This is a genomic window from Rhizobium johnstonii 3841, assembly GCF_000009265.1.
In the GTDB taxonomy this organism is placed as follows: Bacteria; Pseudomonadota; Alphaproteobacteria; order Rhizobiales; family Rhizobiaceae; genus Rhizobium; species Rhizobium acaciae.
Genome location: NC_008380.1, coordinates 3,329,313 through 3,354,255 on the forward strand (window position 1 = coordinate 3,329,313; position 24,943 = coordinate 3,354,255).

Genomic DNA, 24,943 nt, shown 5'->3' on the forward strand with positions numbered 1-24,943 from the left:
TCAAGAGAACTCGCCTGCACGCCCGGCAAGGGCGGCAATGACGGTCCCGGCAAGGGCGGCTCTGAATCTAAGCCGGACTAACCCGATCGCTTTGAGATCGGCGTCCAATAACGTCGGGACCCGGCGGGCTCTGCCATCGCAATAGCCCGCGAGGCGATCGTCTAGCGAACGCGAGCGAAGCTTATGCCGCGCAGGCCTCGCACAACCCACGGATCTCTATCGTCGTCTTTTCAGGCTTGAATTTCTGCCCCCGCACCCATTCCATCAGTCGGTGATCGACCTCGTGGTCGTGGAACTCCGTCACCTGGCCGCAGCTTTCGCAGATGGCGAAGGCGACGATGCCGTGGCTGTGGCAGTCGTCGCCCGGATGGGCGCAGGCGACGAAGGAGTTGATGCTTTCGAGCCGGTGCACCACGCCATATTCGAGCAGTTTCTCCAGCGCCCGGTAGACCTGCAGCGGCGCGCGAAAACCGTGGTCGCGCAGCTTGTCGAGGATGGTATAGGCGCTGAGCGGCCCTTCGGCCTTTTCGAGCACGTCGAAGACCAGCGACTGGTTCTTGGTCAATTGCGGTGTCGTCATGAGCCTTGTCCTTGCATGACCGCGCGGTGGCGCCTGACGGGAAGCAGGCTGAGAATGAAGAGGATCAGCGCCGCGACCACGATCGAGGGACCGGAGGGCGTGTCGTAGGTGAGCGAGCCGAACAGACCGCCGACGACGGCCGCCGCCCCGATCAGCGAGGCGAGCACCGCCATGATCTCCGGCGTCGGCGAAAAGCGCCGCGCCGCAGCCGCCGGAATGATCAGCAGCGAGGTGATCAGCATGATGCCGACAATCTTCATGGCAATGGCGATGACGACGGCCATCAGCAGCATGAAGAACAGCCGCGCCCGCTCGGGCTTCAGCCCCTCAGCCTCGGCGAGCTCGGCATTGACGGTCGCAGCCAAGAGCGGCCGCCAGAGCCAGGCCATTGCCAAAAGCACGAACAGCCCACCGCCCCAGATCAGCGCGATATCGGTGGTGGAAACGGCAAGAATATCGCCGAACAGGAAAGCGATGAGATCGATCCGCACCCAGCTCATGAAAGCGACCATGACGAGGCCGATCGCCAGTGTGGCATGCGAGAGAATGCCGAGCAGCGCATCGGCCGACAGCGCCTGGCGCTTCTGCAGGAAGAGCAGCAGCACCGACACGAGGGCGGCGACAGCAAAGACAGCCAGTGTCAGGTTGAGTTCGAAAAGCAGCGACAGTGCGACGCCGAGCAGCGCCGAATGGGCGATCGTATCGCCGAAATAGGCCATGCGCCGCCAGATGATGAAGCAGCCGAGCGGCCCCGTCGTCAGCGCCAGGCCGACGCCGGCAAGGATGGCGCGCACGAAGAAATCGTCAAGCATGGCGCTCTCCCGCTTCATGCGCGTGCGGATGGGCATGGTCAGGATGATCGTGATCATGTTCATGACCGGCATGCCCATGCTCATGCGCGTGATGGCCGTCGTCGGGGTGGCAATGATCGGTTACCGTGCCGTCGGCATGTTGCACCCGGCCGTCCGGCAAGTGCGTATGATCGTGGTGATGGCTGTAGACGGCCAGCGTCTGCGCCGCCCTGCTGCCGAACAGGCGCACATATTCCGGGCTGCGGCTGACGGATTCAGGCGTGCCGCGGCAGCAGACATGTCCGTTGAGGCAGATGACCGTGTCGGTTTCGGCCATGACGACATGCAGGTCGTGCGAGATCAGCAGGATACCGCAGCCCGTCGCATTGCGGATCGACTTGATGAGGTCGTAGAGGACGATCTCGCCGGAAAAATCGACCCCCTGCACCGGCTCGTCGAGGACCAGCAGATCGGGCTTGCGGGCAATGGCGCGCGCCATCAGCGCCCGCTGGAATTCGCCGCCGGAGAGGTGCTGGACCTCGGCATCGAGCATATGGGCAATGCCGGCGGATTCGAGCGCCGAGAGCATATCGCGCTCCGGCAGCGGTCCTGTCAGCGTCATCAGCCGGCGCACCGAAAGCGGCAGCGTCCAGTCGATCGACAGCTTCTGCGGGACATAGCCGACCTTGAGGCCGGCCTTGCGCTCCACCCTGCCCTCATCAGGCTTCAACACACCGATCGCTGCCTTGGCGCTGGTCGATTTGCCCGAGCCGTTCGGCCCGATCAGCGTGACGATCTCGCCGCGCGAGACCGAAAAATCAACGCCGCGCACCAGCCAGCGGCCATTGCGCAGAACGCCGACATTTTCAAGCGAAACCAGCGGTTCGGCCCTGATACCAGCGGGGGTCTTTGCGGGAGAGAGCATCAAATTTTCCGAAAGTGCTGTTGCGTCCTGCTATTGCACACGTTATAGCATAACGCAATTGATGTAATAACATAACAATTGCAATTCAAGGGAAGCATACTGATGAAACGCGCCTTGGGGCCTGCCCTTAAAATCTTGGCCCTCCGAATGCCGGCCTTCACAATCCCGGCCCTGGCGATCCCCGCCCTACTCTTTGCCGGCACCATGCGGGCAGCCGATGCACCCGTCGTCGTCACCTCGATCAAGCCGATCCATTCGCTGGTTTCGGCGATCATGCAGGGTGTCGGCGAACCCGAATTGATCGTCGATGGCGCAGCCTCCCCGCATACCTACAATCTGAAGCCATCGAATGCCCGCGCCATGCAGGACGCCAAGGTGATCTTCTGGGTCGGCCCGGGCCTCGAGGCTTTCCTCGAAAAGCCGCTGCAGGCGTTGGGCCGGAATGCCAGCATCGCGGCCCTCGACGACGCGCCCGGTCTCGTCAAGCTGCCTTTCCGTGAAGGCGGCGCCTTCGAGCCGCATGATGACGCCCCGGAGCACGAAAGTGCTTCCGGTCAGCATGATGAGGCTGACGCCGCACATGATGCTGATCCCGGGCACGCCAGTGACCATGACCATGACCACGACCACGATACATTCGACACCCATCTCTGGCTCGACCCGATGAACGCCAAGGCCATGGCGGCCATGATCACCACGACGTTGGTCGCCGCCGATCCCGCCAATGCTCTGACCTATCAGGGCAACGCCAAGGCGCTGGACGACAAGCTGGATGCGCTCGATACCGAGATCAAGGACATGGTCGCTCCCGTCAAGGACAAGCCCTTCATCGTCTTCCACGACGCCTACCAGTATTTCGAGCACCGCTACGGTATCCGCGTCACCGGCTCGATCACCGTCAGCCCGGAAACCATTCCCGGCGCCGAGCGTGTTTCGGAAATCCACCGCAAGGTCGGCGAACTCGGCGCCACCTGCGTCTTTGCCGAACCGCAGTTCGAGCCGCGCCTCGTCAATGTTGTCATCGAAGGCACGCGCGCCAAGTCAGGCGTGCTCGATCCCGAAGCGGCAACACTGAAGGCCGGTCCCGATCTCTACTTCAACCTCATGCGCGGCATCGCCAACAGCATGAAGGACTGCCTCTCCAGCGCATGACTCTCATGCGCCGCTCCGCGCGTCCTGCCGGACACGCGACGCTCCAGGGAGAGCTGAGGCGGAAAAAGGCGAACAACCCCGTTCCGCCTTTTTTTGGACCATCAAATGTAATGATATAACATAAATAAGACTCTGATGAGGTTCCCATGGACAACAGACTTCCCGTCACGGTGCTTTCAGGCTTCCTCGGCGCCGGCAAGACGACGCTGCTCAACCACGTACTGACCAATCGCGAAGGTTTACGCGTCGCGGTTATCGTCAACGACATGAGCGAGGTGAATATCGATGCCGCCCTGGTGCGCGATGGCGGCGCCAATCTCTCCCGCACCGAGGAACAGCTCGTCGAGATGACCAATGGCTGCATCTGCTGCACGCTGCGCGACGATCTGCTGAAGGAGGTGCGCCAGCTCGCCGATCAGGGCCGCTTCGATTACCTCTTGATCGAATCGACCGGCATCGCCGAGCCCCTGCCCGTCGCCACCACCTTCGAATTTCGCGACGAGAATGGCCAAAGCCTTTCCGACGTCGCAAGGCTCGACACCATGGTGACCGTCGTCGACGCCGCCAATCTGCTTGCCGATTATGCCTCGGCCGATTTCCTCGCCGACCGCGGAGAAACGGCCGGCGACGGCGACAACAGAACCATCGTCGACCTGCTGGTCGAGCAGATCGAATTCGCCGACGTCGTGGTGCTGAACAAGATCGGCACGGCAACCAAGGAAGAGCGCGACGCCGCGCGCAAGATCATCACCGGCCTCAACCCGGATGCGAAGCTGATCGAGGCGGATTTCGGCAAGATCGCCCTGAAAGACGTGCTCGGCACCGGCCGCTTCGATATCGACAAGGCCGAGACCCATCCGCTCTGGTACAAGGAACTGCACGGTTTCCGCGATCACGTGCCGGAGACCGAGGAATATGGCATCCGCTCCTTCGTCTATCGCGAGAAGCGGCCCTTCCATCCGGCAAAGCTGCAGGCCTTCCTCGATCGGACATGGCCAGGCGTGGTGCGCGCCAAGGGCTTCTTCTGGCTGGCGACGCGCCCGCACCATGTCGGCGAGGTCAGCCAGGCGGGCGCGATCGTGCGCACCGGCAAGATGGGTCTCTGGTGGGCGGCCGTACCCCGCGAACAATGGCCTAAGGAACCGGCCTTCATGCGCGCCATCGGCCCCTATCTCGACCCCGTCTGGGGCGACCGGCGCCAGGAAATCGTCTTCATCGGCGCCGATCCGATGGACGAAGCCTGGATCAGGAAGGAACTCGACGCCTGTCTGCTCGACACCACGGTATTTGCGCCGGAACGCTGGCGCAACCTGCCCGACCCTTTCGCCAGCTGGAACAGGCAGGCGGCATGAAGGCGAAGGCGATCAAACGCACTCTCTGCGTCTGTACCGAATGCGAACCGCTGCCGCCAATCGAAGGGCTTCATCCGCTTACGCACGAGGAGGATACCGACGCTGAAGTCGGAAGACCAAGAGGTTTTCTCGGCATCATTGCTGATCGGGTCATGCCGTCGCGCAGGCAATTCTGAAGCGGGTCACAACCGCCGCCAGCTGAAGAAGCGAAGGAAGGGCGCGAAACGGCTACACGCCCTCCCCAGAATCAAAAAGGCGGCCGAAGCCGCCCTTTCCTGATCTAACGACCGATCAGCGACCGGCAATAATGCTGGAGATGATCCCGCTGGTAACGCCGATCAGCAGGTAATCGTTATCGGCCCGCACCCAGCGATAACCGCGGGGCGGAGGCGCCAGCCGGTAGCGGCGGTAGTCGTTGACATCGGAGAACCGGCGACGCTCGCTGGCATTGACGCGGTATCCCCTCTTCCAATGCGACCGGACGACCACCTTCTTATGCACGACCACCTTCTTATGCACGACGACCGGGGGACGGCGATGATCGTCGGCGCTGGCCTGGGAAACAACCATCGGGGAAAGAAGGAAGGAGGCGGAAAGAAGAGCTGCAAAAATCTTTTTCATGCGGAGTTCCTCGTGTTGAGTACGAGACCAAACTAGGGCCGAAAAGATGAACTGAAACTGAAATAAAAATTAAACTTTTGTAATGGAATCCGATGGCTACGGGTCGAAGTTTATATTTTAGATTAAGCTTATACACGGTGATCGAAGTTTTGGCTTCCTGCTGCTGGCGGCAGGCGGCATGCTCTCGATTCGATCTAGTTTCGCCTAAGGGTGCTCAGCGATTTGGCCTAACGAAATACATAAAAAAACTTGAAACGGGCGCATAATCGAGTTTCAAGGCGAGACATCCTAGGAATAGGAGAATTCTGCAACCCGCGAGGGGACGATCAGATCAAGACAACGAAGACCACAATGGAGGAAACCATGCCCGGTATCAGCATGCGCTACATCGTCGACGACGTCGACGCCGCGGTGGAATTCTACACAAGACATCTCGGATTCTCCGTCGCGCTTCGTCCCGCACCGAGTTTCGCCATCCTGACCAGGGACGGTTTTCGTCTGTTCGTCAGCGGTATGACGGGACCGGGCGGAGCATCTCAAGCAATGCCCGACGGGCGAAAGCCGGAGCCTGGCGGATGGAATCGTATCCAGATCGAGGTCGGAGACCTGGAGGCGAAAGTCACCGCACTGCGCCAAACCGGTGCGCGCTTCCGCAACGAGATCGTGCAGGGCATCGGCGGCAAGCAGATCCTGCTCGATGATCCGGCCGGAAACCCGATCGAACTCTTCGAAGCGCCCAAGAGGTGAATGGGGCGACGCCGGTCATGCGGTTCACCACGCGTTTTACGCCTCGCATCGGTGAACCGCACGTATGATCCCGGTCATGCGCTTTGCCACGCATTTTGCGGCCAGCATTGCAAACCGACGCAGTATTTCGATTACGGCAGCCCGGCTTCGGCATCTCTCGCCCCAGGACTAGCCGGAACGCCTTGCCACCGGTGTGCGAGCGTGTAGTTTCGGATTCCCATCAATTCGAAGGCAGGGAAAACATGTCCGATTCCGCCGGCGGGCTCTCCGACTATGTTGGGATACTAGCCGTGTTTCTTCTCGTCGCCGCCAATGGCTTCTTCGTTGCCGCCGAATTCGCCCTGGTGTCGGTCAGGCGTAGCCGCGTCGCCGAACTCGCTGCGGCAGGCCGCATGAACGCCTCGGCACTTCAGCGCGCCGTCGACAATCTCGACTCCAACCTTGCAGCCACCCAGCTCGGCATCACCATCTCGTCGCTCGCGCTCGGCTGGGTTGGAGAACCGGCGCTTGCGCACCTGATCGAGCCGCTGCTGTCCTGGTTGCCCGGGCAATGGGCGACGGCGGGCGCGCATACTGTTGCCGTCGTCATCGCCTTCGTCATCATCACGGCCCTGCATATCGTGCTCGGCGAGCTCGCGCCGAAGAGCCTGGCGCTTCAGCGCAGCGAGGCCACTTCGCTTGCCGTGGTGCGTCCGCTCGGTCTGTTCCTGGTGCTGTTCAAGCCGGCGATCTTTGTCCTGAACGGCATGGGCAACATGGTGCTGCGGGGTGTGGGTCTTCGCGCCGGAACCGGGGAATCGTCGTTCCATTCGCCGCAGGAGCTTAAGCTGTTGGTCGCCGAGAGCCAGGAGGCCGGCCTTCTCAACCAGGTGCAGCAGCAGCTCGTCGAGCGGGTGTTCAACATCGGCGACAGGCCGATCTCCGACATCATGACCCCGCGTCTCGACATCGAATGGTTCGACGCCGACGACAGCGAGGCCGAGATCCTGAAGACCATCCGCGAATGCAGCCACGAACAATTGCTGGTCGCCCGCGGCTCGATCGACGAGCCGATTGGCATGGTGTTGAAGAAGGACCTTCTCGATCAGGTTCTCGACGGCGGCAAGGTCCGGCCGATGGAGGTGATCAAGCAGCCGCTGGTGCTGCATGAGGGCACCTCGGTCGTCCGCGTGCTCGACAGTTTCAAGGCCTCACCCGTTCGCCTCGCCATCGTCATCGACGAATATGGCAGCCTCGAAGGCATCGTCACCCAGACCGACCTGCTCGAAGCCATCGCTGGCGACCTGCCGGGATCCAACGAAGAGCCCGATATCGTCGTCAGGGAAGACGGGTCGCTCTTGATCGATGCGATGATGCCGGCCTTCGACGCCTTCGAACGGCTCGGCCTGCGCGATCGTCCGGACGCCGATTTCCATACGCTGGCGGGCTTCGCGCTGCATCAGCTCCAGCACATCCCCGAAGCCGGCGAAACCTTCGTCTTCGACAACTGGCGCTTCGAGGTGCTCGACATGGACGGCATGCGTATCGACAAGATGCTCGCGACGCGCATTTCCGCGGATGGGGCGGAGGCCTAGCCGACCGCCAGCGTCCAGAGCATCCCCGTAGCCGCGCAGGCTAGCAGCGTCGCGATCACCGAAGCCTTGAAGCGGAAGATTGCGATGGCCGCGGCGGCAGACAGCGCCATTGCCGCCGGCACGGCCGATTGCAGCACGGGAATATCGAGCCGCAAGCCGCCAAGCTCGACGGTCGCAACCTCGGCAAACAGCGTGTGCAGGGCAAACCAGATAGCGAGGTTGAGGATAACCCCGACCACCGCCGCTGTTATGGCCGACATCGCACCGGCGAGCGCAATGTTACCGCGTAGTTTTTCGATGAACGGCGCGCCGAGGAAGATCCAGAGGAAACAGGGCACGAAGGTGACCCAGCTCGTCAGGATCGCCGCAAGTGTTGCAGCAAGCATCGGGTCCAGCGCTCCCGGATCGCGGTAGGCGCCCATGAAGCCGACGAACTGGACGACCATGATCAATGGCCCCGGCGTCGTCTCGGCCATGCCAAGACCATCCAGCATCTCGCCGGGTTTCAGCCAGCCGAAATGCTGCACGGCCTCCTGCGCGACATAGGCAAGCACGGCATAGGCCCCGCCGAAGGTGACGACCGCCATCTTGCTGAAGAACAGGCCGATCTCGGTAAAGACGTTGTCAGCACCGAAGGTTGTGTAAAGCGCCGCGAGCGGCGCGAGCCAGAGGGCAAGCAGCACGGCCGAGATGCGCAGCGACCAGGCGAGATTCGGGCGCGCATGCGCCGGTATGCCCTCGCCGAGCGCCGACTCGGCGTCCGACAGTGTCGCGCCGCTTCCGGCCTTGTGGCCGCCGCCCATCCGGAAGGCGGCAAGTCCGAACCTGCCGCCGAAGAAGCCGGCGATGCCGGCGGCGAGCACGATCAGCGGGAACGGCACATGAAGAAAGAAGATGGCGATGAAGGCCGCGGCCGCGATACCGATCATGACGCGATTCTTGAGCGCACGGCCGCCGATGCGGATGACGGCCTGCACGACGACGGCAAGCACCGCCGCCTTCAGCCCGAAGAACAGGCCGGCGACGATGCCGACATTGCCGTAAGCCGCGTAGATATAGCTGAGACAGAGGATCGACAGGAACCCAGGCAGTACGAACAGCAGGCCGGCGACGAGACCGCCCACTGTCCGATGCATCAGCCAGCCGATATAGATGGCGAGCTGCTGCGCCTCGGGTCCGGGAAGCAGCATGCAATAGTTCAGCGCATGCAGAAAACGGTGCTCGCCGATCCATCGCTTCTCGTCGACAATGATCCGATGCATCACTGCAATCTGGCCGGCGGGGCCGCCGAAACTCAGGGCGGCGACGCGCAGCCACACCCTGAAGGCCTCGCCAAACGAGACGCCGTGATGATGCTCCTCTCCCGCGTCCTCCTCCGCCGTTTTGCCGCCGGGCGCATTATCCGTCATCTCGACCATCTCATGCCCTCTTCTTCGGCGCCGGCCAATTGTGGGTTTCCTCGGTCGCATCGCGGCACCAGCGGAAGAAGGCGTCGTAGAGAAGCATCCCGGCCTCGAGCTGTTCCAGATCGTCGGAATACATCCTGGAGAGGCCGAGCGAGGCGGCCAGCAGGCCCGCCGCCTCGGGCGCGAGATCGAGCCTTGCGGTATCCGCCGCCCTGACGATCCGCGCCAGGCGCAGAAGCGGTTCCGAAGCCAGCCCAAACTCCTCGATCATCACATCGAAGGTACAGAGCTCGCCGCGATGGCTCCAGAACCCATCCTCGATATCGAAGGGCGTCGCCCCGAAACGCTCGCCGACGGCCAAAACCTCGGGCGCCGGCACGAACAGAAACACGGCGTTTGGATCGACGAAGCGCCGGATCAGCCAGGGACAGGCGATACGATCGATCTTCGGCCGCGCGCGCGTCACCCAGACGGTGCGCTCTTCAGCGTCATGTTGCGGCAGCTTTGCATCGGGCACGGCCGGTCCACCCGCGATCCACGCCTCGAAGCCACCTTCGAGGCTTTCCGCGTCGATCCCGGCATGGCGGAGATAGGCGGCAACACCATGACTAAGCTTGCCGCCTCTCTGGCATACCACGACGACGGCTTCGGCATCGACGCCGCCAACCCAGGACGCGACATCGGCATGGGCGCGCCGGATCGAGCCCGGCACCAGACGCGGATCGAGCGCGAAGTCCTCCTCCGTGCGCACGTCGATAATGACGGGAGCCCCAGGTGTCCCGATGAGGCGGCTGAGCTTTTCAGGTGAGATTTCTAGAAATGACGGCATGACGCGTCCCTCCGTTGATCGGTTTTACTGGACGCGATTCTTCAGCATGACGCCTCGTGGGGTGATCGCGACCCCATGGCCAAACCATGCGCAAACAGACCCCGTCGTGTCAAGCGCATTACGCCATGGCGGCTTGCCGTCCGCGGCAGCGGCCTGCCATCCACCACGGCACCCGATCAGCCGGCAGCTCTTCCACGGGGTCTCTGCCGGTCGCCTCCAGGCGAGCCGGCAGGCAGATGAGAGGTGAGCGGCAAAGCCACGAATGCACGGAGCGCCATCAACCAGCGGGAATGAAGAGTACGAAAACCCAATCAGCACAAGCGCTTCGGCCCAGAACGGAACAAAATGCCCACTTCGGCATTCTTCTCTCACCGAAAGAGGAGAAAGTACCATGACGTACGACCCCAATAATGCCAACGACCCGAACCGCCCGCTGAACCCAAATCTGGATCTGCGCACCACGCCGAGCGCGCGCACCAATAATACGTGGGTTGTCTGGGCCGCTGCATTGGCCGTGATCGCTGTCGCTGCATTCGCCTATTCGCAGTGGAGCACCCCCGGGACATCCCCGGACACGACAGCTTCCACGACCCAATCCGAGCCGGCGCCGGCCAAGCCGATCGCTCCGACCGACAACAGCGCTACGCCCGCACCGGCACCAGCACCGGCCACTCCGCCGGCTGCCCCGGCACAGCAGTAATCGCCGCTCGGCCAGAAGAAGCCGGCCCAGTGCCGGCTTCCTTTCAGCCGCGAGCTCTTGAAGTTTTTTAAGAAAACCCTACTTAAGGGATAGCAAATCTGTCTCTGACGGCTGACCACGGAGGTACTGGCAGCCGTTATCGAGACTGATCGAGGAAGGTCGGTGCGAGTTTCGCCCGGCCTTTTTTCTTGACCTCGTCATCCATGCCGAACAGGCATTCAAGCTGGCGGCATGATCGAAGAAATTCAAGGTCATCGCTTCGTCCCGGCAACGCTTGGCTCCGATATTACTTGGGAATCCTGTTATAGAAGGACTGCGGATCGTACACGCACTCGTAGTCGAGGAGGCAAAGCTTGCCATTGGCATCCCTCACCCTTGCCGTGTCGTACTTGTCGCCGAGATTGCACCTAGCCGGCGGATAACGGAAGCTGCGGCCGCCAAAGCCCATGCGCACAAAAACCGCCTTGTCCTTTCGGATGATCTGCGCAAGCTCTTCGCAACTGTGATCCCTGGCATTGACCTCCACCGCCTCGACGGCAAGAGCGACGGACGGAAACAATAGTGCGACGGCCAGAACAACGCTTTTCATGGAAACTCCTGAATGTGAGAGAGCGAAGTTAGGGCATCGCACCGCATGCGGCCAGTCCCGAAACCCTCCGAATTCCACGCCTGAGCACAGCCGCATGCACTTCCCGCTCGCTGCCTGTCTCAACCGGAAGCGCCGAGAGCGCCGTGCGTCCTTTCGGACGCACAAAGCACGATGCGCTAGGGAAAATTATAAGGCGACGCGGGGTCAAAGACGCAGGCATAATCAAGGATGCACTGATTTCCACCTGCATCGCGCAAACTGGTCGTGGTGCGCTTATCGCCCATGCTGCATTGGGCGGGCGGATAACGGAAACTGCGGCCGCCGAAACCGACGCGAACAAAGACCTTTTTGTTCTGGCGGATGATCTGCGTAAGCTCGCTGCAGCTATGCTCGCTCGCTTTGACGTTCATGACGCCTGCGCCAAAGGCGGGTAGCGGCAGAGTCAAGGCAACGACTAGAATGACGCTTCTCATGGGACCCTCCCAGTGTGTGTGAGGGAAACTAGCGCGCGCAGATCACTGCGACCAGTCCTTTGGGCAAGGCTAGCAATGCCGCCTGCTTCCAGCAGGCCGGAAAATCCGGCCTGAGTTCAAATACATCAATCTTTTCAAGAGATTTGGTGGGTGATGTAGGGCTCGAACCTACGACCCGCTGATTAAGAGTCAGCTGCTCTACCAACTGAGCTAATCACCCGTTCGCGCTTGGCTGCGCGGTGTGACGGGGCGTATAAACAGGATCGGCAGGCTTGTCCAGCGCATAGGCGAAATTTCTTTGGTTAATCGCGAAGATTTTTCGGCATGGCTGAAATGCAGCGCAGAACCCCGAAAATCGGAATCGATTTTTGGAAAGGATTATGCGCCGATTCAAAGTGATAGAGCGTCCTTAGCGCGTTCTATCGGACGCGCGGCGCTCCAGTGAAATCAAAGGTCGAGCGTGCCGCTGGCCAGCCGCACCGCCTGGCCGCCAATCCGCGCGTTGGAGATCGCCCCGCCGTCGACATCGATATGCAGGTGAATGAAGGACGGCCGGCCCATCTCGACGCCCTGCTCGATCATGATCGGGTGATGCCCGTCCGTCAGCCGGTCGAAATGGTGGATGGCGCCGGAGAGTGCGGCCGCCGCCGAGCCGGTGGCCGGATCTTCGACGATGCCCATGCCGCTTGCGAACATGCGCGCGTGAAACTTTGCCACGTGGTTGACGCCGCCACGGCAATAGACATAGGCCGAGGCAAGCGCGCCATCGACGAAGGGCACGATCTTTTCCCAGAGCTGCGGATCGAATTCCACCCGCTGTGTGGCTCCGACATCGTGTACCGGAATGAGCAAGAAGGGAACGCCGGCGCTCCAGATCGACGGGACGTGATTTTCGAAGCCGATCTCGGTCACCTTCAGCGATAGCGCATCGGCGATGCCGAGCTTGTCGAGCGGCATGATGGCCGGCTGCGATTTGCGCGGCAGGTCGAATTCGGCAAAGCTCGCCTCGCCCTCCCTCAGCCGCACCGCGCAACGCACCGGCCCGACATTTTCCTCAAGCACCGTGACGAGATCGCGCGTCGCAGCACCGTGCGCCCGTTCGGCCAGCGCCACCGCCGTGCCGACCGTGGGATGGCCGGCAAACGGCAGCTCGCGCCCAGGCGTGAATATCCTCAGACGCGCCGCATAGGCGGGGTTGGTTGAAGGCTGCACGAAGACCGTCTCCGAGAGATTGATCTCCCGGGTGATCGCCTGCATCGCCTCGTCGCTGAGATCGTCTCCGTCGAAGATCACCGCCAGCGGATTGCCCGCAAGCTTTCGATCGGTGAACACGTCATAGACGCTGTAGCTTCGCGCCACATCGGCCTCCTTGAATCGTCATCGCGCCGCCAACCTGCCCGACCATGCGAGCGAGTGCAAGGCGCTAAAACGCGTCACGTCAACCGGATTCACACGACGCGCTTTCGATCGTTACGTGATGCGTGTCGTTATCCCGAAACGCTGCATGGCTTTGGGCGGCATACATCAACTCCGCTCGGCCTGACCGAAATACCAGTCGATCACAGGCAACATGGCGATGTTATAGGCATGGGCGGAGGGATCGGCCGAGCGGATCGCCACCGCGCCCGCGATCTCCTGATCCTCGGCGACGAGCATATGCCGCTCGATCCGCTCGATCATCTCATCCGCCGTCATGTCGAAGCGGAATAACCGCAGCAGCGTCACCGTGCGCTTGTTATGGGTGGCGAACATCCCCTCGCCGGCGACGGATTCGGCAAGATCGAGCCCGGTCTCCTCATGGACCTCGCGGCGCATGTTCGCCTCGATGTCGCAGCGCCCGTCGACGATATCCTCCGGCTCCAGCGAGCCGGCGGCGAAATAGACCTGGCCGGGATTGGCGGTATGGGCGCCCATGCGGATCGCCACCAGTGCGCCATCGGAGGTCTCGAGCACCGGATAGGCGAAGATGTGAATGCCGCCCTGGCGCCGCGGCTGCCGGCGCCACCACATGAAGGCCGAAAAGGGAATGACGTGGCCCTCGCCGGCAATCCCGTCTTCACCGAGCGATACCAGCCGCTGGAACACCATGCGCCCGTCGAACAGCGCCGGATTGGCAGCAGTCTCCCTGACCCAGTTCTCCTGGATCGCCGCTTCTTCGGCGGCGACGAAGGGATGGGGACCGGGCAGAATGCGCAGATCCACGCCGGCAATCGGGAAGACCGTCGCCTCCGGCGGCCAGCCGGCGAAATCATCGGAAAAATTGATGTTGGTGAAATTCGCGTTCAAATTTGCATTCATGGGAGATCCAGTGTCATGACGACGGGGCAATGATCGGACGCTTTCGGCCTGTCCCAGCCGGTGCGCGGATAACGCTCCACCTCCTGCCCCGGCGGGAAGATGGTGCGGTAGGGCTGGCCGCTGCGGATGATTTCGGGCAGGCGGCCGGCATTATGGGCGGCAAGTGCTGGCGAAAGCCAGAGATAGTCGAGTTGGCAAAGCCACTGCTCCTGCGGCCCGCGAGCGTGATAGAGCGTCCAGCGGTCGAGGGGTTCGCGGCGGCGCACGACATTTTCGGCAAAGCCGTCGCTGCTGAAAACGTCGAGCGCGCTTTCGGTCTCGTTCTGATGTTCGAAGCGATAGCCGGTACCCCGGCGGCCGATGACATCGACACGCTCCTGATAATCGTTCATGTCTCCGCAGATGGCGAAGCTCTTGGTGCCGGCTTGCTCCGCACCGAAGCGATCCTCGATGATGCGGCGCACGGCGCGTGCCTCGGCGCGGCGGATCGGCATGGTCGATTGCCGCCCGTCCAGCCCGTCGCGCGGATTGCCCATCGACTTGAAATGCACGACGTAGAGCGAAAATGGCCGGCCGCCGATCAGAAGGTCGAGCTCCAGGCAGTCGCGCTTGAAGATCTTGTCGTCGATGCGGTTGGTGAGCGCCAGCTCCTCATTGAAGAGATCGAGATCGCGATAGGTCGTCATCGCATGGCTTCTGATGTCCCTGAGCTCGATCTTCTGGCCATCGCGCGTTTCCTCGCGCATCAGCACGGCAACATCGATGCCGCGGCTGTCATTGCCCTCGACCAGGTATTTCTGCCGGTAACCGTTTCCGACCATGCGGAAGAGATAGCCGTATTCGAAGGCCTGAAGGGCAGCCATGTTGTCGATTTCCTGCAGGCAGAGGATATCGGCGTCAGCGTCGGCGATCGCAAGGGCCGACATTTGCCGCGTGTCGTCGGTCGCGGCAATCACCCGCGCCTGCTCGAGCTGCTGATAGACGCCCTCGCTCGACACCTGGAAAAGCTTGATGACCCGGTCCTGGCGCAACTGGTTTCGGAAGCCGGTGAAATCGAAACGGGTGAGAAGATTTTCGACATTGAAGGTGGCGAGGCGAAGCGACATGGGAAGGATCCGGTTGCGGCAGTACCTTAACCGGCAATGGCCGCAGGAAAAGACGGCAGACCAAGAAAAATGCGGACAAGTGCCGTCTGCGCCTAGATACGGCTTGGCGGGCTTGAAGTGGCGCTGTCATGAGGTTGGGTGTGCCCGCCATCAGGACTGCTCGACGAGCTCCTATTGCTCGAACCGCGGTATAAGTCACTTGGGCTAAATGTCTGGGTTCGTTCGCCCCGCTCCAGAGATGGGCATCCCTGGAGAACGCTCGCAGCGCTTACAAGAGCCGCCGAAAGCACGAAAACGGATCGAATACGCTTTACTGGAATTGGCATACTAATATGTCCTTTCAATTAATCGATTATCGCGCGAGTTTTACTCATCCCATGCGCTTCTGTTAATTCAGTCCGTTGCTCGGCACCACGAAGCCGGAAGAACTATTCAACTTTATGATGATTCGAAAGAAGATTTGGGGAATTTTCAACTTCTATTATCGAGCTTCCATTGCTGTTGTAGACGCCGACTCTCGATCTATCAAAGCCGCCAGCCCGCGCGGATGACGGCGTGCACCGTCTCACCCGCCTCGACGACCCCGCGGCTGTATGCGCGTAGCGTCTGGCCCTTGCCGAGGATCAGTTTCACGGCGTAGCGCTCGCCCTCGAACAGCACGGATTCGACGATCGCCGGAGCCCCCTCGCCGCCGATGATCACATCCTCCGGCCGCACGAGGATATCGGCGCCATCGGTCTTGGCGGCCTGGAGCGCATCCTGCAGGACATCCCATTCCAGCTGGCGTTCGCTGCCCATTACCTGCAGTGTCAGGATCGCCCCTCGCCCAATGAGCCCGCCGACGATGCGCCCTTCAGGCCGCGCGTAGATCTCGGCCGGCGGTGCCACCTGCAGCAGCCGCCCTTCCGACATGACGGCGACGTCGGTCGCGAGCGCCATCGCCTCGCTCTGGTCGTGGGTGACGTAGATCATCGTCGCGCCCGAGCGCTGGTGGAACTCGCGAAAAGTCTCCTCCATCTCCTGTTTCAGGTGCCGGTCGAGATTGGCAAGCGGCTCGTCAAGCAGCACCACGTCAGGCGATGTCACCAGGCAGCGGGCAAGCGCCACGCGCTGGCGCTGGCCGCCGGAAAGATCGGCCGGACGCCGTTCGGCGTAATCGGCGAGCCGGACGGTGCCGAGCGCCTCGCGCACCTTCGCCCGGTAGGCCTCGCCCGAGAGGCCGCGCACTTTGAGAGGATAGCCGACATTGTCGGCAACACTCATATGCGGCCACAGCGCGTAAGACTGAAAGACCATCGCCATGTTGCGCTTTTCCGGCGGCAGCGACTGCGCGGCATCGGCAAGCAATCTCTCGCCGAGATGGATCGAGCCGTCGCTCGGCGTCTCGAAACCGGCGATCATCCGCAGCACTGTCGTCTTGCCGCAACCGGAAGGCCCGAGCAACGCCAGGAAGCCGCCCTCGCGCACTTCGAGCGAAAAACCGTTGACGGCGGCCCGCCCGGTGCCGAAATCCTTACCAAGCTGGTTGAGGATCAGCCTCGCCATGGGACCACTCCTTTCGGCAGTCGTTTCGCCAGAAGTTCGAGCAGCAGCATCAGCACGACGACCATGAGCACGACGAGCACCGAGAGCGCCGAAGCAAGGTCGGAGCTACCGCTGTCGTCGAGATTGTAGATGGCGACGCCGAGCGTCTGGGTGCCGGCAGACCAGAGCAGCGCCGAGATCGTCAGCTCATTGCAAGCGATCAGGAAGACGAGGATGACCGAGGCGCCGGCGGCCGGCGCAATCAGCGGCACGATGATATCGGCAAGCCGGCGGAAGAAGCCGGCTCCGGAAAGCCGTGCGGCCTCCTCCAGCGCCGGATCCAGCTGGTGGAAGGCGCTGACCACGGGTTTCAGGCTGACGGCGAAGAAGGAGGAGAAATAGGCGATCAGGATGATCCAGATCGTGCCATAGAGCGACACGTGGAGGATCGGGATCGGTGCTGCGAACACCAGGATGAAGCAGACCGCCATGACGATGCCGGGCAGCGAATAGGGTATCTCGATCAGGCTGGAGACGATGCGGGAAATAGAATCCTTGCGCCGCGTCAGCGTGTAGGCTGCGAGCACCGTCACCACGAGGAGACAAAGCGCAGTCGCGCCGGCGAGCGACAGCGAATTGATAAAGGCGGTGCGCGTCACCGCCTGCCGGAACAGGATCTCCTCAAAGGCATGCAGCGACATCGTCTTGAAAGTGAGTGGCACGCCATAGGCCGGCACCAGCGCGCCGGCGACAAGCGCGAAGAAGGGTGCTGCCAGCATGAAGAACAGGATCGCCCAAACGAGCGATGTGAAAACAAGGCGCCAGGCGCCGAGCTCGAAGGCCGCACTCGCCCCGGATAACCCGATGACGCGGTAGTCGCGGCCGCGCAACGCCCGGTCCTGGATCATCAGCCCGACGACCGAGATGATGGCGATGATCGCCGAGAGCACGGCGACATCACCGAAGGTGCGGCTAGTGAAGGCGGAGAACTTGGTGAAGATCAACGTCGGCAGCGTGAAGATCGAGGGCGGAATGCCGAGAATGGCGGGAATGCCGAAATTGCCGGTGCAGGAGACGAAGGAGATCGCCGCACCCGCGATGATGCCGGGCAGCGACAGCGGCAGGATGATATCGCGGAATACCCGCAAGCTGGAGGCGCCGGAAAGCCGTGCGGCCTCGACGCCGTCGCGCGGCAGCGTCATCAGCCCGGCCCGAAGCGCCAGGTAGACCAGCGGCGCATGCTGCACGCCATAGAGCAGCGCGATGCCGCCTACCGAATAGAGCGGCTGCGGCGAGCCGAGTGGCGGAGCGATATGCAGCGCCTTCAACAGCGGGCTGGAGGGGCCCGACATCTGCACCCAGGCAAGCGCCGTCACCTGCGGCGGGATCATCATCGGCAGCACGAAGAAGAAGCTGAGCAGCCCCTTGGCGCGGATATCGGTCAGCGTCAGCAGGAAGGCAAAGAGGCAGCCGATGACGAGCGAGATCACCGTGCCCAGGATAGCGGTGACGACGGTGTAATAGGTCGCCGACCACAGCGACGCCTCGCTCAAAACCGTCATCACGCCGCCATCGGCGAAGGCCGCTATTCCGACCATGGCGAGGCGGGCGAGCGGCAGCACGCTGAGGATCAGGACGATGATGACGACAAAAGGAAACAGCCAGGCGGGCTGGCTGTTTCCGGTTTTGATGTATCCGTGCATGAAAGGATCAGTTCGAGCCGTAGATGCCCGAGAAGGTCTTGAGATCCTGATCGGTATTCTTCAACGCTTCGGCCGCCTTGATCGGCAATACCTTGATGGTGTCGCGCGCCGCAAAGCCTTCCGGCAGCTTCATGCCGTTGCGGGCCGGGATGTAGCCGAGCTTCAGGAAGCCTTCCTGGCCCTTTTCGGAGAGCACGTAATCGACGAATTTCCTGGCGGCATCGGCATTTTTGGTGCTGGCGAGGATGCCGACCGGCTCGGTGACGGCCGAAACGCCTTCGCTCGGGAAGACGAATTCGACGGGAGCGCCCTTGGCCTTCTCACGGATCGGCAGGTAATCGACAACCATGCCATAGGCCTTTTCGCCCGAGGCAACGGACTTCAGCACGGCGCCGTTGCCGCCGGCAGCAATCGCGCCATTTTCCGCAAGCGACTTGTAGAAATCCCAGCCGAGTCCCGGAACGGCGGCAAGTGTCTGGGCGTGGATGAGGGCCGCACCTGAGGCAAGCGGGCTCGGCATGGTGACGAGGCCCTTGGCTTCCGGCTTAGTCAGGTCCTTCCAGCTCGCAGGCTTCATCGCGGCCGAGGTATTGTACATGATGCCGGTGGTGATCAGCTTGGTGGAATAGTAATAGCCGTCGGCGTCATAAAGGGCGGCGTCGTATTGGGCAGCTTCCGGCGACTTGTAGGCCAAGAGCTTGCCGTCTTCCTTTAGGCGCTCCAGCGTCACCACGTCGGCGATGAGGAGAATGTCGGCAACCGGGTTGCCGGCCTGGATCTCGGCCTGGAGTTTCGCCATGATCTTCGGCGTGCCGTCGCGTACCCAGTCGACCTTGATATCGGGATTGGCAGCCATGAAGCCATCGACCGTCGCCTGCGCGTCTTCGTTCGGCTGGCTGGTGTAGAGAACCAGGTTTGCGGCCGAAGCCGGAATGGCAAAGATGCCCGCGGCGACAAGTGCTGCGGCAGAAACGATCGTTTTCATGGGAGGGGTCCTCGATTTCGATACCCCTCCCTTATTAGGGGTCGTTGACAGAGATGTGACAGGGCGCGGCGGTTGGTCCACGCCCTGCACCACAGCTTTCCCATCGACCAGTCGTGATCTCGCCACGCGCGGACAAAACCTCCGCGGCGGCCGGCCACGGCGCTCACGCGCCGTGGCCCTCGGATCGAATACTACTTTGCGGCCTCTTCGATCAGTTCCGCTACCTTCTCGGGATGCGACACCATCACGACGTGGGAAGCGCCGTCGACCACCACGGTCCGCTTGGAGCCTGCCCGCTCGGCCATGAAGCCTAGGGCTGCGGCCGGGATGTTCTTGTCGCCAGTGCCGTAGACAAACCACGACGGCAGCTTCTTCCAGGCGGGCTCGCCGGATTTTTCAGTCAGGGCAGCCTCGGTGACCGGACGTTGGGCAGCCGCCATCAGGGCCGCCTGTTCGGCCGGCACGTCGCTGGCGAACTGATCATGGAACTTGGCCTGGTCGATATACAGATCGACACCGCCGGCGCTGAGCTTTACCGGAGCCGCAAGCGCTCCGCTCAGCGTACCGCCCGGAAACTTGCCGGCGAGATCTGCGACCGATTCTCCGGCATCCGGCGCGAAGGCCGCGACATAGACCAGCGACCTGACGTTGTCGTGGCCGTTGGCCGCGGTCGAAATGACCTGGCCGCCATAGGAGTGACCGACAAGGACCACAGGGCCGGCGATGCTGCCAACCACGTCGGAGACATAGGCAGCGTCGTTAGAAACGCTACGCAGCGGATTGGCGGCTGCCACGACAGAAAAGCCGTCCTTGCGCAGGATTTCGACGACGCCGTTCCAGCTAGATGAATCGGCAAAGGCGCCATGGACGAGGACAACGGTCGGCTTGGCCGGCTGAGCAACGGCAGCACCGGAAAGAAGAGCGCCCGCCAGGGCGACGGCAGCAGCAAACTTGAACATTGGTCATTTCCTTTCGTCGGTTGAGTTTCAAAGAAGCCGAATGGGGAGCCACAAGGGAATTCACCTGCTTGCGCATCCGTTGACGCAGCAAACCTCTGCTGCTTTCCGTGTTCGGTATATAATTTGTCAGCGATTTATTTGTGCGCGATCTATTTAGGTTTTCTCGTCTGCCGAGTCAATAGCTTGCAAACAGATCGCGCACAAATTATATTGAGATCAAAGGAGAGCGTGATGAAAGACACCACATCAAATGATCTCGCTGACGTGCCCAAGATCGATGAAATGCTTTGCTTTTCGATCTATTCGGCAAGCCACGCCTTTAACCAGCTTTACCGTCCCCTGCTCGACGAGCTGGAACTCACCTATCCGCAATTCCTGGTCATGACCGCTTTGTGGGCGCGCGACGACCGCACGGTGAAGGATCTCGGCGAGACGCTTTTTCTCGACTCCAGCACCCTCACTCCGCTGCTGAAGCGACTGGAAAATGTCGGCCTCGTCACCCGCAACCGAAATCCCGCCGATGAGCGCCAGGTGCTCTTGCGCCTGACGGAGAAGGGATTGGCCCTCAAGAGCGGTGCCTCCCATGTGTTCGACTGCATCGGCAAGGCTGTCGGTCTCGACGCCGAGGCTGTCAGCAAGATTCGGGACACAATCGCATCGCTTCGCGACAATATTCACAAGAAGGACAAGCACGAGAACTGACGTGGCTTTCACCGCGTCGACGCTGCGCCAAGACAATTTCCGTCGACAAGCCGATGACATATTGTACGATCTGCCGCTCGGCTCGTGATCGGCTATAGCCGCTGCGGGGCCGGAAGATACCGGCGCTCAGAATCTTGCCTAAGCCTCACGCAGCCGTGAATACGCACCCATTGCTATCTCGGAGCGTTGAGGTACGTCAGTCTTGTTTCAAGGGAGGAGTTTCAATGGAATATCGTTTGCTCGGCCGTTCCGGCCTGAAGATTTCGACTTTGACCATGGGCACGATGACCTTCGGCGGCGTCGGTTGGGCGAAGACCGTCGGCGACCTCGGTGTTTCCGAGGCGAAAAAGATGATCGATATGTGCATCGATGCCGGCATCAACCTGATTGACACCGCCAATGCCTATTCCGACGGCGAATGCGAAAACATCATCGGCGATGTGCTCTCCGGCAAGCGGCCGCAGGGCGTGCTGCTCGCTACCAAGGCCCGCTTCAGCATGGGCGACGGCCCGAACGACCAGGGTCTGTCACGCTACCATCTGATCCGCGAATGCGAGGCGAGCCTCAAGCGCCTGAAGACCGATGTCATCGACCTTTACCAGGTGCATGAATGGGATGGCCAGACGCCGCTTGAAGAGACGATGGAAGCCCTCGACACCCTGATCAGGCAGGGCAAGGTGCGTTATGTCGGCTGCTCGAACTATTCCGGCTGGCACATCATGAAAGCGCTCGGCATCGCCAACGAGCACCGGTACCAACGCTTCGTCAGCCAGCAGATCCACTATACGCTGGAAGCCCGCGACGCCGAATACGAGTTGCTGCCGATCTCGATCGACCAGGGGCTCGGCGTGCTGGTCTGGAGCCCGCTGGCCGGCGGCCTGCTCTCCGGCAAGCATCGCCGCAACCAGGCAGCGCCCGAAGGTACGCGCCAGTTCGCCGGCTGGACCGAACCGCCGATCCGCGATGAGAACCGCCTCTGGAACATCGTCGAGACGCTGGTCGCGATCGGTGGGGAACGCGGCGTTTCGGCCGCACAGGTGGCGCTCGCCTGGCTCATCGGCCGCAAGGCCGTAACCTCGGTCATCATCGGCGGCCGCACCGAAGCCCAGTTCCGCGACAACATCGCCGCCGCCGAGCTGAAACTCACGGACGAGGAGCGCAAGCGCCTCGACGCGGTCAGCCTGCCGCCGGTGATCTATCCCTACTGGCACCAGCTGAACACGGTGAGCGACAGGTTTGGTGAAGCCGATCTCGAACTTTTCGGCCCGCATCTCCAGCAATAGGCGATAGCGGATCAAGCATTGCACGGCGGAAGACAAAGCATGTCGCGCAAAAGTGTGCAGCGGTTTGCGACCACGACATGCTCAAATCAAAGACCTGAAGTGTGGCAGGCGAATCTGAAAGATCGCGTCATACTTTAGCCGTCACAAAAGATGCACTTTCGCCGTGTTACCGTAATATCCCGCCGCCCCCCCGCGAGGTTCTCCATGCTGAAGAATTACAGGGTCCTGAAGGGTACGGCGAGCGCACTCGCCCTCGACGACGATAACGATCCCCATATCGAAATCCGCATCGAGGCGAACGGCGTCAGCTACCGCATCGCGCTCAACGTCCGCTCCAAGGAATCGCCGCACGACCTGCTCTACGCCAATATCGTCGATTTCAAGCACCCGGCGCTGACGGAGGCGCTCGAAACCCTGCCGATGGGCCTGACCGATATCCGCAAGGACCGTCCGGAGCTTGCGATCGACTATGTCCGCGGCGGACTGATCGAGCGCGAGGACATGAATGTCGCGCCCTTCCAGCTATCCGGCCCGAAGAACGACCTGCGCGATTTCATCGAGCCGATCGTCCAGGAGGGCATTGCCGATTCCGACGTGCATTTCTACGCCTTCGGCGAAGCCTGGGGGCCTGAGAATAACAAGCCGGACCAATATTTCGACTTCGAACCCGGCAACGGCATTCACGACATCCACATGAACCAGGGCGATGGTGGCAGCTTCAAGGCCACCAACGGGCCGAACCAGGACGGCGCACTGCTCGTCCATTTCAACGATACCGACGAATGGGCGGCGATCTTCCTCTGCTTTCAGTCGCAGAACTGGAACACCGATGCGGCGACCGGCCATCCGGTTTCCGACAGCCGCGGCGGCCAGGGCCGCGGCGAAGGCACACGCCGGCCGCAGCCGGTCGTCGCCTCGTCGCTGCGCATCGTCGCCGCGCTGATCAACCCGGTCAACGGCGAAGGCGGCACCGAGGCCGAAACGGTGACGATCATCAACCGCTCCGACATGGAGGCATCGCTCGAAGGCTGGAAGCTGGAGGACGAAAACGGCAGGACCCAGACGCTGTCGGGATCGCTGAGCGCAGGCGAGCTGCGCACCATAGCGCTCGATGCCGCAGCCGGCGGACCGCAGCTTGCCAACCGGGGCGGTGACATCATCCTGCGCAATGCCGACGGCGCCGTTGCCGATCGGGTCGGCTACGGCAAGAGCGAGACGGCGAACGAAGGCTGGACGACGATCTTCTGATCGGCGCCCTGCCCTTGATCCGTCAGCCGGGCATCTCGTTCAGCTGCCGATTTCGGCCGAGATCAGCGCGCTCAGGCGGCCGATGCCATCCTCGATCATCTGCTCGTTGGCGCAGGAGAAGCTGACGCGGAAGGTGTTGGCGCCGGAACCGTCGGCGAAGAACGCCTTGCCGGGCACGAACGCGACCTTGGCGGTTTCGAGCGATTTCGCCAGCAACTTGGCGCCGTCCATGCCCTCTGGCAGCGTGATCCAGATGAACATGCCGCCTTCCGGCTTCGTCCAGCTAGTGCCTTCAGGCATGTATTTCTCAAGCGCGGCCAGCATGCAGTCGCGGCGTCGGCTGTAGGCGGCCTTGATCTTGGCGACCTGCGCGTCGAAGCCGCGCTCGGCGACATCTGATATCGCCATCTGGTTGATCGTCGAAGAATGCAGGTCGGCCGCCTGTTTCATCAGCACCAGCTTGCGGATGACCGGCGCATTGGCGACGATGAAGCCGACACGAAGGCCGGGCGCCAGCGTCTTCGAGAAGCTGCCGCAATAGATCGTGCGCGTATCGTTGATATGACCCTTCTCGGCGATTTCGAGCGCCAGGATCGGCGGGATCGGATCGCCGTCGTAACGCAGCGACTGGTAGGCCGCATCCTCGATGACAGCGATGTCGAGATCTTCTGCAAGTGCCAGGACCTTCTTGCGGCCGTCGAGATCGACGGTCTCGCCGGTCGGATTGGAGAAGTCGGTGGAAAGATAGGCGAACTTTACCTTGCCGCCGGCAGCGGAAGCGGCCGCGCGGTAGGACTCGGGCGTCCGGTTGCCGTTCGGCGTCAGCTGGTCGTAGGCCGGTTCATAGGCATTGAAGGCCTGCAGCGCGCCGAGATAGGTCGGCCATGTCACGAGCGCGGTGTCATCAGGCGATAGGAACAGCTTGCCGAGATAATCGAGGCCCTGCTGCGAACCGGACACGATGAAAACGTTATCGAGTTCGCAGCGGATGTCGAGAGCTGCCATCTGCCCGACCAGCCATTCGCGCAGCGGCTTATAGCCTTCGCTAACCGAATATTGCAGCGCCGAGTTGACGGCGGCGCCGTCGAAGATATCGGCATAGGCCTGCTTGAATTCCTGATCGGGAAAGAGCGCCGGATCCGGAATGCCGCCTGCAAAGGAGATAATGTCGGGCCGGTCGAGAAGCTTCAAGAGCTCGCGGATCTCGGATGCGCGCATGCGCGACGAGCGCGACGCAAACATGGTGTCCCAGTTCAGCATGGGGTTTCCTCGTATTTTTCTATTCCCCCAGCAGACCATGCCGGAGAATTTATGTCAACAATACTGACCTATTTTCTTGTCCCTGTGACAAGAAAGCGGTTATTCCTCTGATCGATGCCGAAACCGGCTGATTCAG

25 protein-coding genes and 1 tRNA gene are annotated in these 24,943 nt (G+C 61.7%); 9 read left to right on the forward strand and 17 right to left on the reverse strand.

All coding sequences use genetic code 11. The annotated features are described in order from the left end of the window. Window positions 1–181: 181 nt before the first annotated feature. From RL_RS16365 to znuC, 3 genes are read right to left on the reverse strand one after another with little or no spacing between them, the layout of a single operon-like run. Window positions 182–580, reverse strand: a complete 399-nt coding sequence (locus RL_RS16365; protein ID WP_011652680.1) for a Fur family transcriptional regulator — start codon at window positions 578–580, stop codon at window positions 182–184. Continuing rightward, complete coding sequence (gene znuB / locus RL_RS16370; RefSeq protein WP_011652681.1) at window positions 577–1,392, reverse strand: zinc ABC transporter permease subunit ZnuB; 816 nt, start codon at window positions 1,390–1,392, stop codon at window positions 577–579. The genes RL_RS16365 and znuB overlap by 4 nt, the downstream gene beginning before the upstream one ends. Then, window positions 1,385–2,296, reverse strand: coding sequence for a zinc ABC transporter ATP-binding protein ZnuC (znuC, locus tag RL_RS16375; protein WP_011652682.1), 912 nt, complete (start codon window positions 2,294–2,296; stop codon window positions 1,385–1,387). Before znuC ends, znuB begins: the two co-directional genes overlap by 8 nt. 102 nt (window positions 2,297–2,398) lie before the next feature. Here znuC and RL_RS16380 point away from each other — a divergent pair, with 102 nt between their 5' ends. From RL_RS16380 to RL_RS40575, 3 genes are all read left to right on the forward strand, one after another. Further along, window positions 2,399–3,448, forward strand: coding sequence for a zinc ABC transporter substrate-binding protein (locus RL_RS16380; RefSeq protein WP_028740915.1), 1,050 nt, complete (start codon window positions 2,399–2,401; stop codon window positions 3,446–3,448). A gap of 146 nt (window positions 3,449–3,594) precedes the next feature. Then, complete coding sequence (gene zigA / locus RL_RS16385) at window positions 3,595–4,800, forward strand: zinc metallochaperone GTPase ZigA (RefSeq protein ID WP_011652684.1); 1,206 nt, start codon at window positions 3,595–3,597, stop codon at window positions 4,798–4,800. Beyond that, window positions 4,797–4,976 carry a hypothetical protein gene (locus RL_RS40575; protein ID WP_011652685.1) on the forward strand — a complete coding sequence of 60 codons (180 nt, stop codon included), beginning with the start codon at window positions 4,797–4,799 and terminating at the stop codon, window positions 4,974–4,976. The genes zigA and RL_RS40575 overlap by 4 nt, the downstream gene beginning before the upstream one ends. A 115-nt stretch (window positions 4,977–5,091) precedes the next feature. On the opposite strand, the gene RL_RS16395 is transcribed toward RL_RS40575, so the two are convergent. After that, entirely contained in the window at window positions 5,092–5,421 is a 330-nt protein-coding gene (locus RL_RS16395) for an RcnB family protein (protein WP_011652686.1), read from the reverse strand. A 363-nt stretch (window positions 5,422–5,784) separates the two neighbouring features. Here RL_RS16395 and RL_RS16400 point away from each other — a divergent pair, with 363 nt between their 5' ends. Next, complete coding sequence (locus tag RL_RS16400) at window positions 5,785–6,168, forward strand: VOC family protein (protein ID WP_011652687.1); 384 nt, start codon at window positions 5,785–5,787, stop codon at window positions 6,166–6,168. Between the two features lie 242 nt (window positions 6,169–6,410). Further along, window positions 6,411–7,742, forward strand: a complete 1,332-nt coding sequence (locus tag RL_RS16405; RefSeq protein ID WP_003541163.1) for a hemolysin family protein — start codon at window positions 6,411–6,413, stop codon at window positions 7,740–7,742. Here the strand turns inward: RL_RS16405 and chrA are convergent. Beyond that, window positions 7,739–9,160: a chromate efflux transporter gene (chrA, locus tag RL_RS16410; protein ID WP_011652688.1), complete on the reverse strand. Its 1,422-nt coding sequence runs from the start codon at window positions 9,158–9,160 to the stop codon at window positions 7,739–7,741. The genes RL_RS16405 and chrA overlap by 4 nt on opposite strands. Before the next feature lies 1 nt (window position 9,161). Beyond that, window positions 9,162–9,977, reverse strand: coding sequence for a chromate resistance protein ChrB domain-containing protein (locus tag RL_RS16415; protein ID WP_011652689.1), 816 nt, complete (start codon window positions 9,975–9,977; stop codon window positions 9,162–9,164). Between the two features lie 391 nt (window positions 9,978–10,368). Here RL_RS16415 and RL_RS16420 point away from each other — a divergent pair, with 391 nt between their 5' ends. Continuing rightward, window positions 10,369–10,677, forward strand: a complete 309-nt coding sequence (locus RL_RS16420) for a hypothetical protein (RefSeq protein WP_011652690.1) — start codon at window positions 10,369–10,371, stop codon at window positions 10,675–10,677. 286 nt (window positions 10,678–10,963) lie between these two features. On the opposite strand, the gene RL_RS16425 is transcribed toward RL_RS16420, so the two are convergent. The 10 genes from RL_RS16425 to RL_RS16470 form a co-directional block, all read right to left on the reverse strand. Beyond that, a complete protein-coding gene (locus tag RL_RS16425) occupies window positions 10,964–11,266 on the reverse strand; it encodes a hypothetical protein (RefSeq protein ID WP_028740913.1) in 303 nt (100 codons plus the stop codon). 176 nt (window positions 11,267–11,442) lie between these two features. Further along, complete coding sequence (locus RL_RS16430) at window positions 11,443–11,739, reverse strand: hypothetical protein (protein ID WP_011652692.1); 297 nt, start codon at window positions 11,737–11,739, stop codon at window positions 11,443–11,445. Between the two features lie 144 nt (window positions 11,740–11,883). Next, window positions 11,884–11,959: transfer RNA gene (locus RL_RS16435), tRNA-Lys, on the reverse strand. Window positions 11,960–12,186: 227 nt separating this feature from the next. Beyond that, complete coding sequence (locus RL_RS16440) at window positions 12,187–13,098, reverse strand: PhzF family phenazine biosynthesis protein (protein WP_011652693.1); 912 nt, start codon at window positions 13,096–13,098, stop codon at window positions 12,187–12,189. 165 nt (window positions 13,099–13,263) lie between these two features. Then, window positions 13,264–14,037, reverse strand: coding sequence for a DNA mismatch repair protein MutT (locus tag RL_RS16445; protein WP_011652694.1), 774 nt, complete (start codon window positions 14,035–14,037; stop codon window positions 13,264–13,266). Then, complete coding sequence (locus tag RL_RS16450; RefSeq protein ID WP_003541181.1) at window positions 14,034–15,143, reverse strand: endonuclease/exonuclease/phosphatase family protein; 1,110 nt, start codon at window positions 15,141–15,143, stop codon at window positions 14,034–14,036. The genes RL_RS16445 and RL_RS16450 overlap by 4 nt, the downstream gene beginning before the upstream one ends. A gap of 525 nt (window positions 15,144–15,668) precedes the next feature. Further along, window positions 15,669–16,688, reverse strand: coding sequence for an ABC transporter ATP-binding protein (locus RL_RS16455; protein ID WP_011652695.1), 1,020 nt, complete (start codon window positions 16,686–16,688; stop codon window positions 15,669–15,671). Continuing rightward, window positions 16,676–18,370 (reverse strand): ABC transporter permease, encoded by a 1,695-nt coding sequence (locus RL_RS16460; protein ID WP_011652696.1) that lies wholly within the window; start codon window positions 18,368–18,370, stop codon window positions 16,676–16,678. Before RL_RS16460 ends, RL_RS16455 begins: the two co-directional genes overlap by 13 nt. A gap of 7 nt (window positions 18,371–18,377) precedes the next feature. Beyond that, window positions 18,378–19,355, reverse strand: coding sequence for an ABC transporter substrate-binding protein (locus RL_RS16465; RefSeq protein WP_011652697.1), 978 nt, complete (start codon window positions 19,353–19,355; stop codon window positions 18,378–18,380). A gap of 191 nt (window positions 19,356–19,546) precedes the next feature. Next, on the reverse strand, window positions 19,547–20,314 hold the full coding sequence (locus RL_RS16470; protein WP_011652698.1) for an alpha/beta fold hydrolase: 768 nt from the start codon (window positions 20,312–20,314) through the stop codon (window positions 19,547–19,549). A 231-nt stretch (window positions 20,315–20,545) separates the two neighbouring features. Here RL_RS16470 and RL_RS16475 point away from each other — a divergent pair, with 231 nt between their 5' ends. From RL_RS16475 to RL_RS16485, 3 genes are all read left to right on the forward strand, one after another. Beyond that, window positions 20,546–21,016 carry a MarR family winged helix-turn-helix transcriptional regulator gene (locus RL_RS16475; RefSeq protein WP_041936391.1) on the forward strand — a complete coding sequence of 157 codons (471 nt, stop codon included), beginning with the start codon at window positions 20,546–20,548 and terminating at the stop codon, window positions 21,014–21,016. 224 nt (window positions 21,017–21,240) lie between these two features. Continuing rightward, window positions 21,241–22,299: an aldo/keto reductase gene (locus RL_RS16480; RefSeq protein WP_011652700.1), complete on the forward strand. Its 1,059-nt coding sequence runs from the start codon at window positions 21,241–21,243 to the stop codon at window positions 22,297–22,299. Between the two features lie 204 nt (window positions 22,300–22,503). Beyond that, the gene (locus RL_RS16485) at window positions 22,504–23,547 is read left to right on the forward strand and encodes a DUF2278 family protein (protein WP_011652701.1); all 1,044 of its coding nucleotides are present in this window, start codon (window positions 22,504–22,506) and stop codon (window positions 23,545–23,547) included. Between the two features lie 39 nt (window positions 23,548–23,586). Here RL_RS16485 and RL_RS16490 read toward each other — a convergent pair whose 3' ends face one another. Beyond that, window positions 23,587–24,807, reverse strand: a complete 1,221-nt coding sequence (locus RL_RS16490; protein WP_011652702.1) for a PLP-dependent aminotransferase family protein — start codon at window positions 24,805–24,807, stop codon at window positions 23,587–23,589. Window positions 24,808–24,943 lie beyond the last annotated feature (136 nt).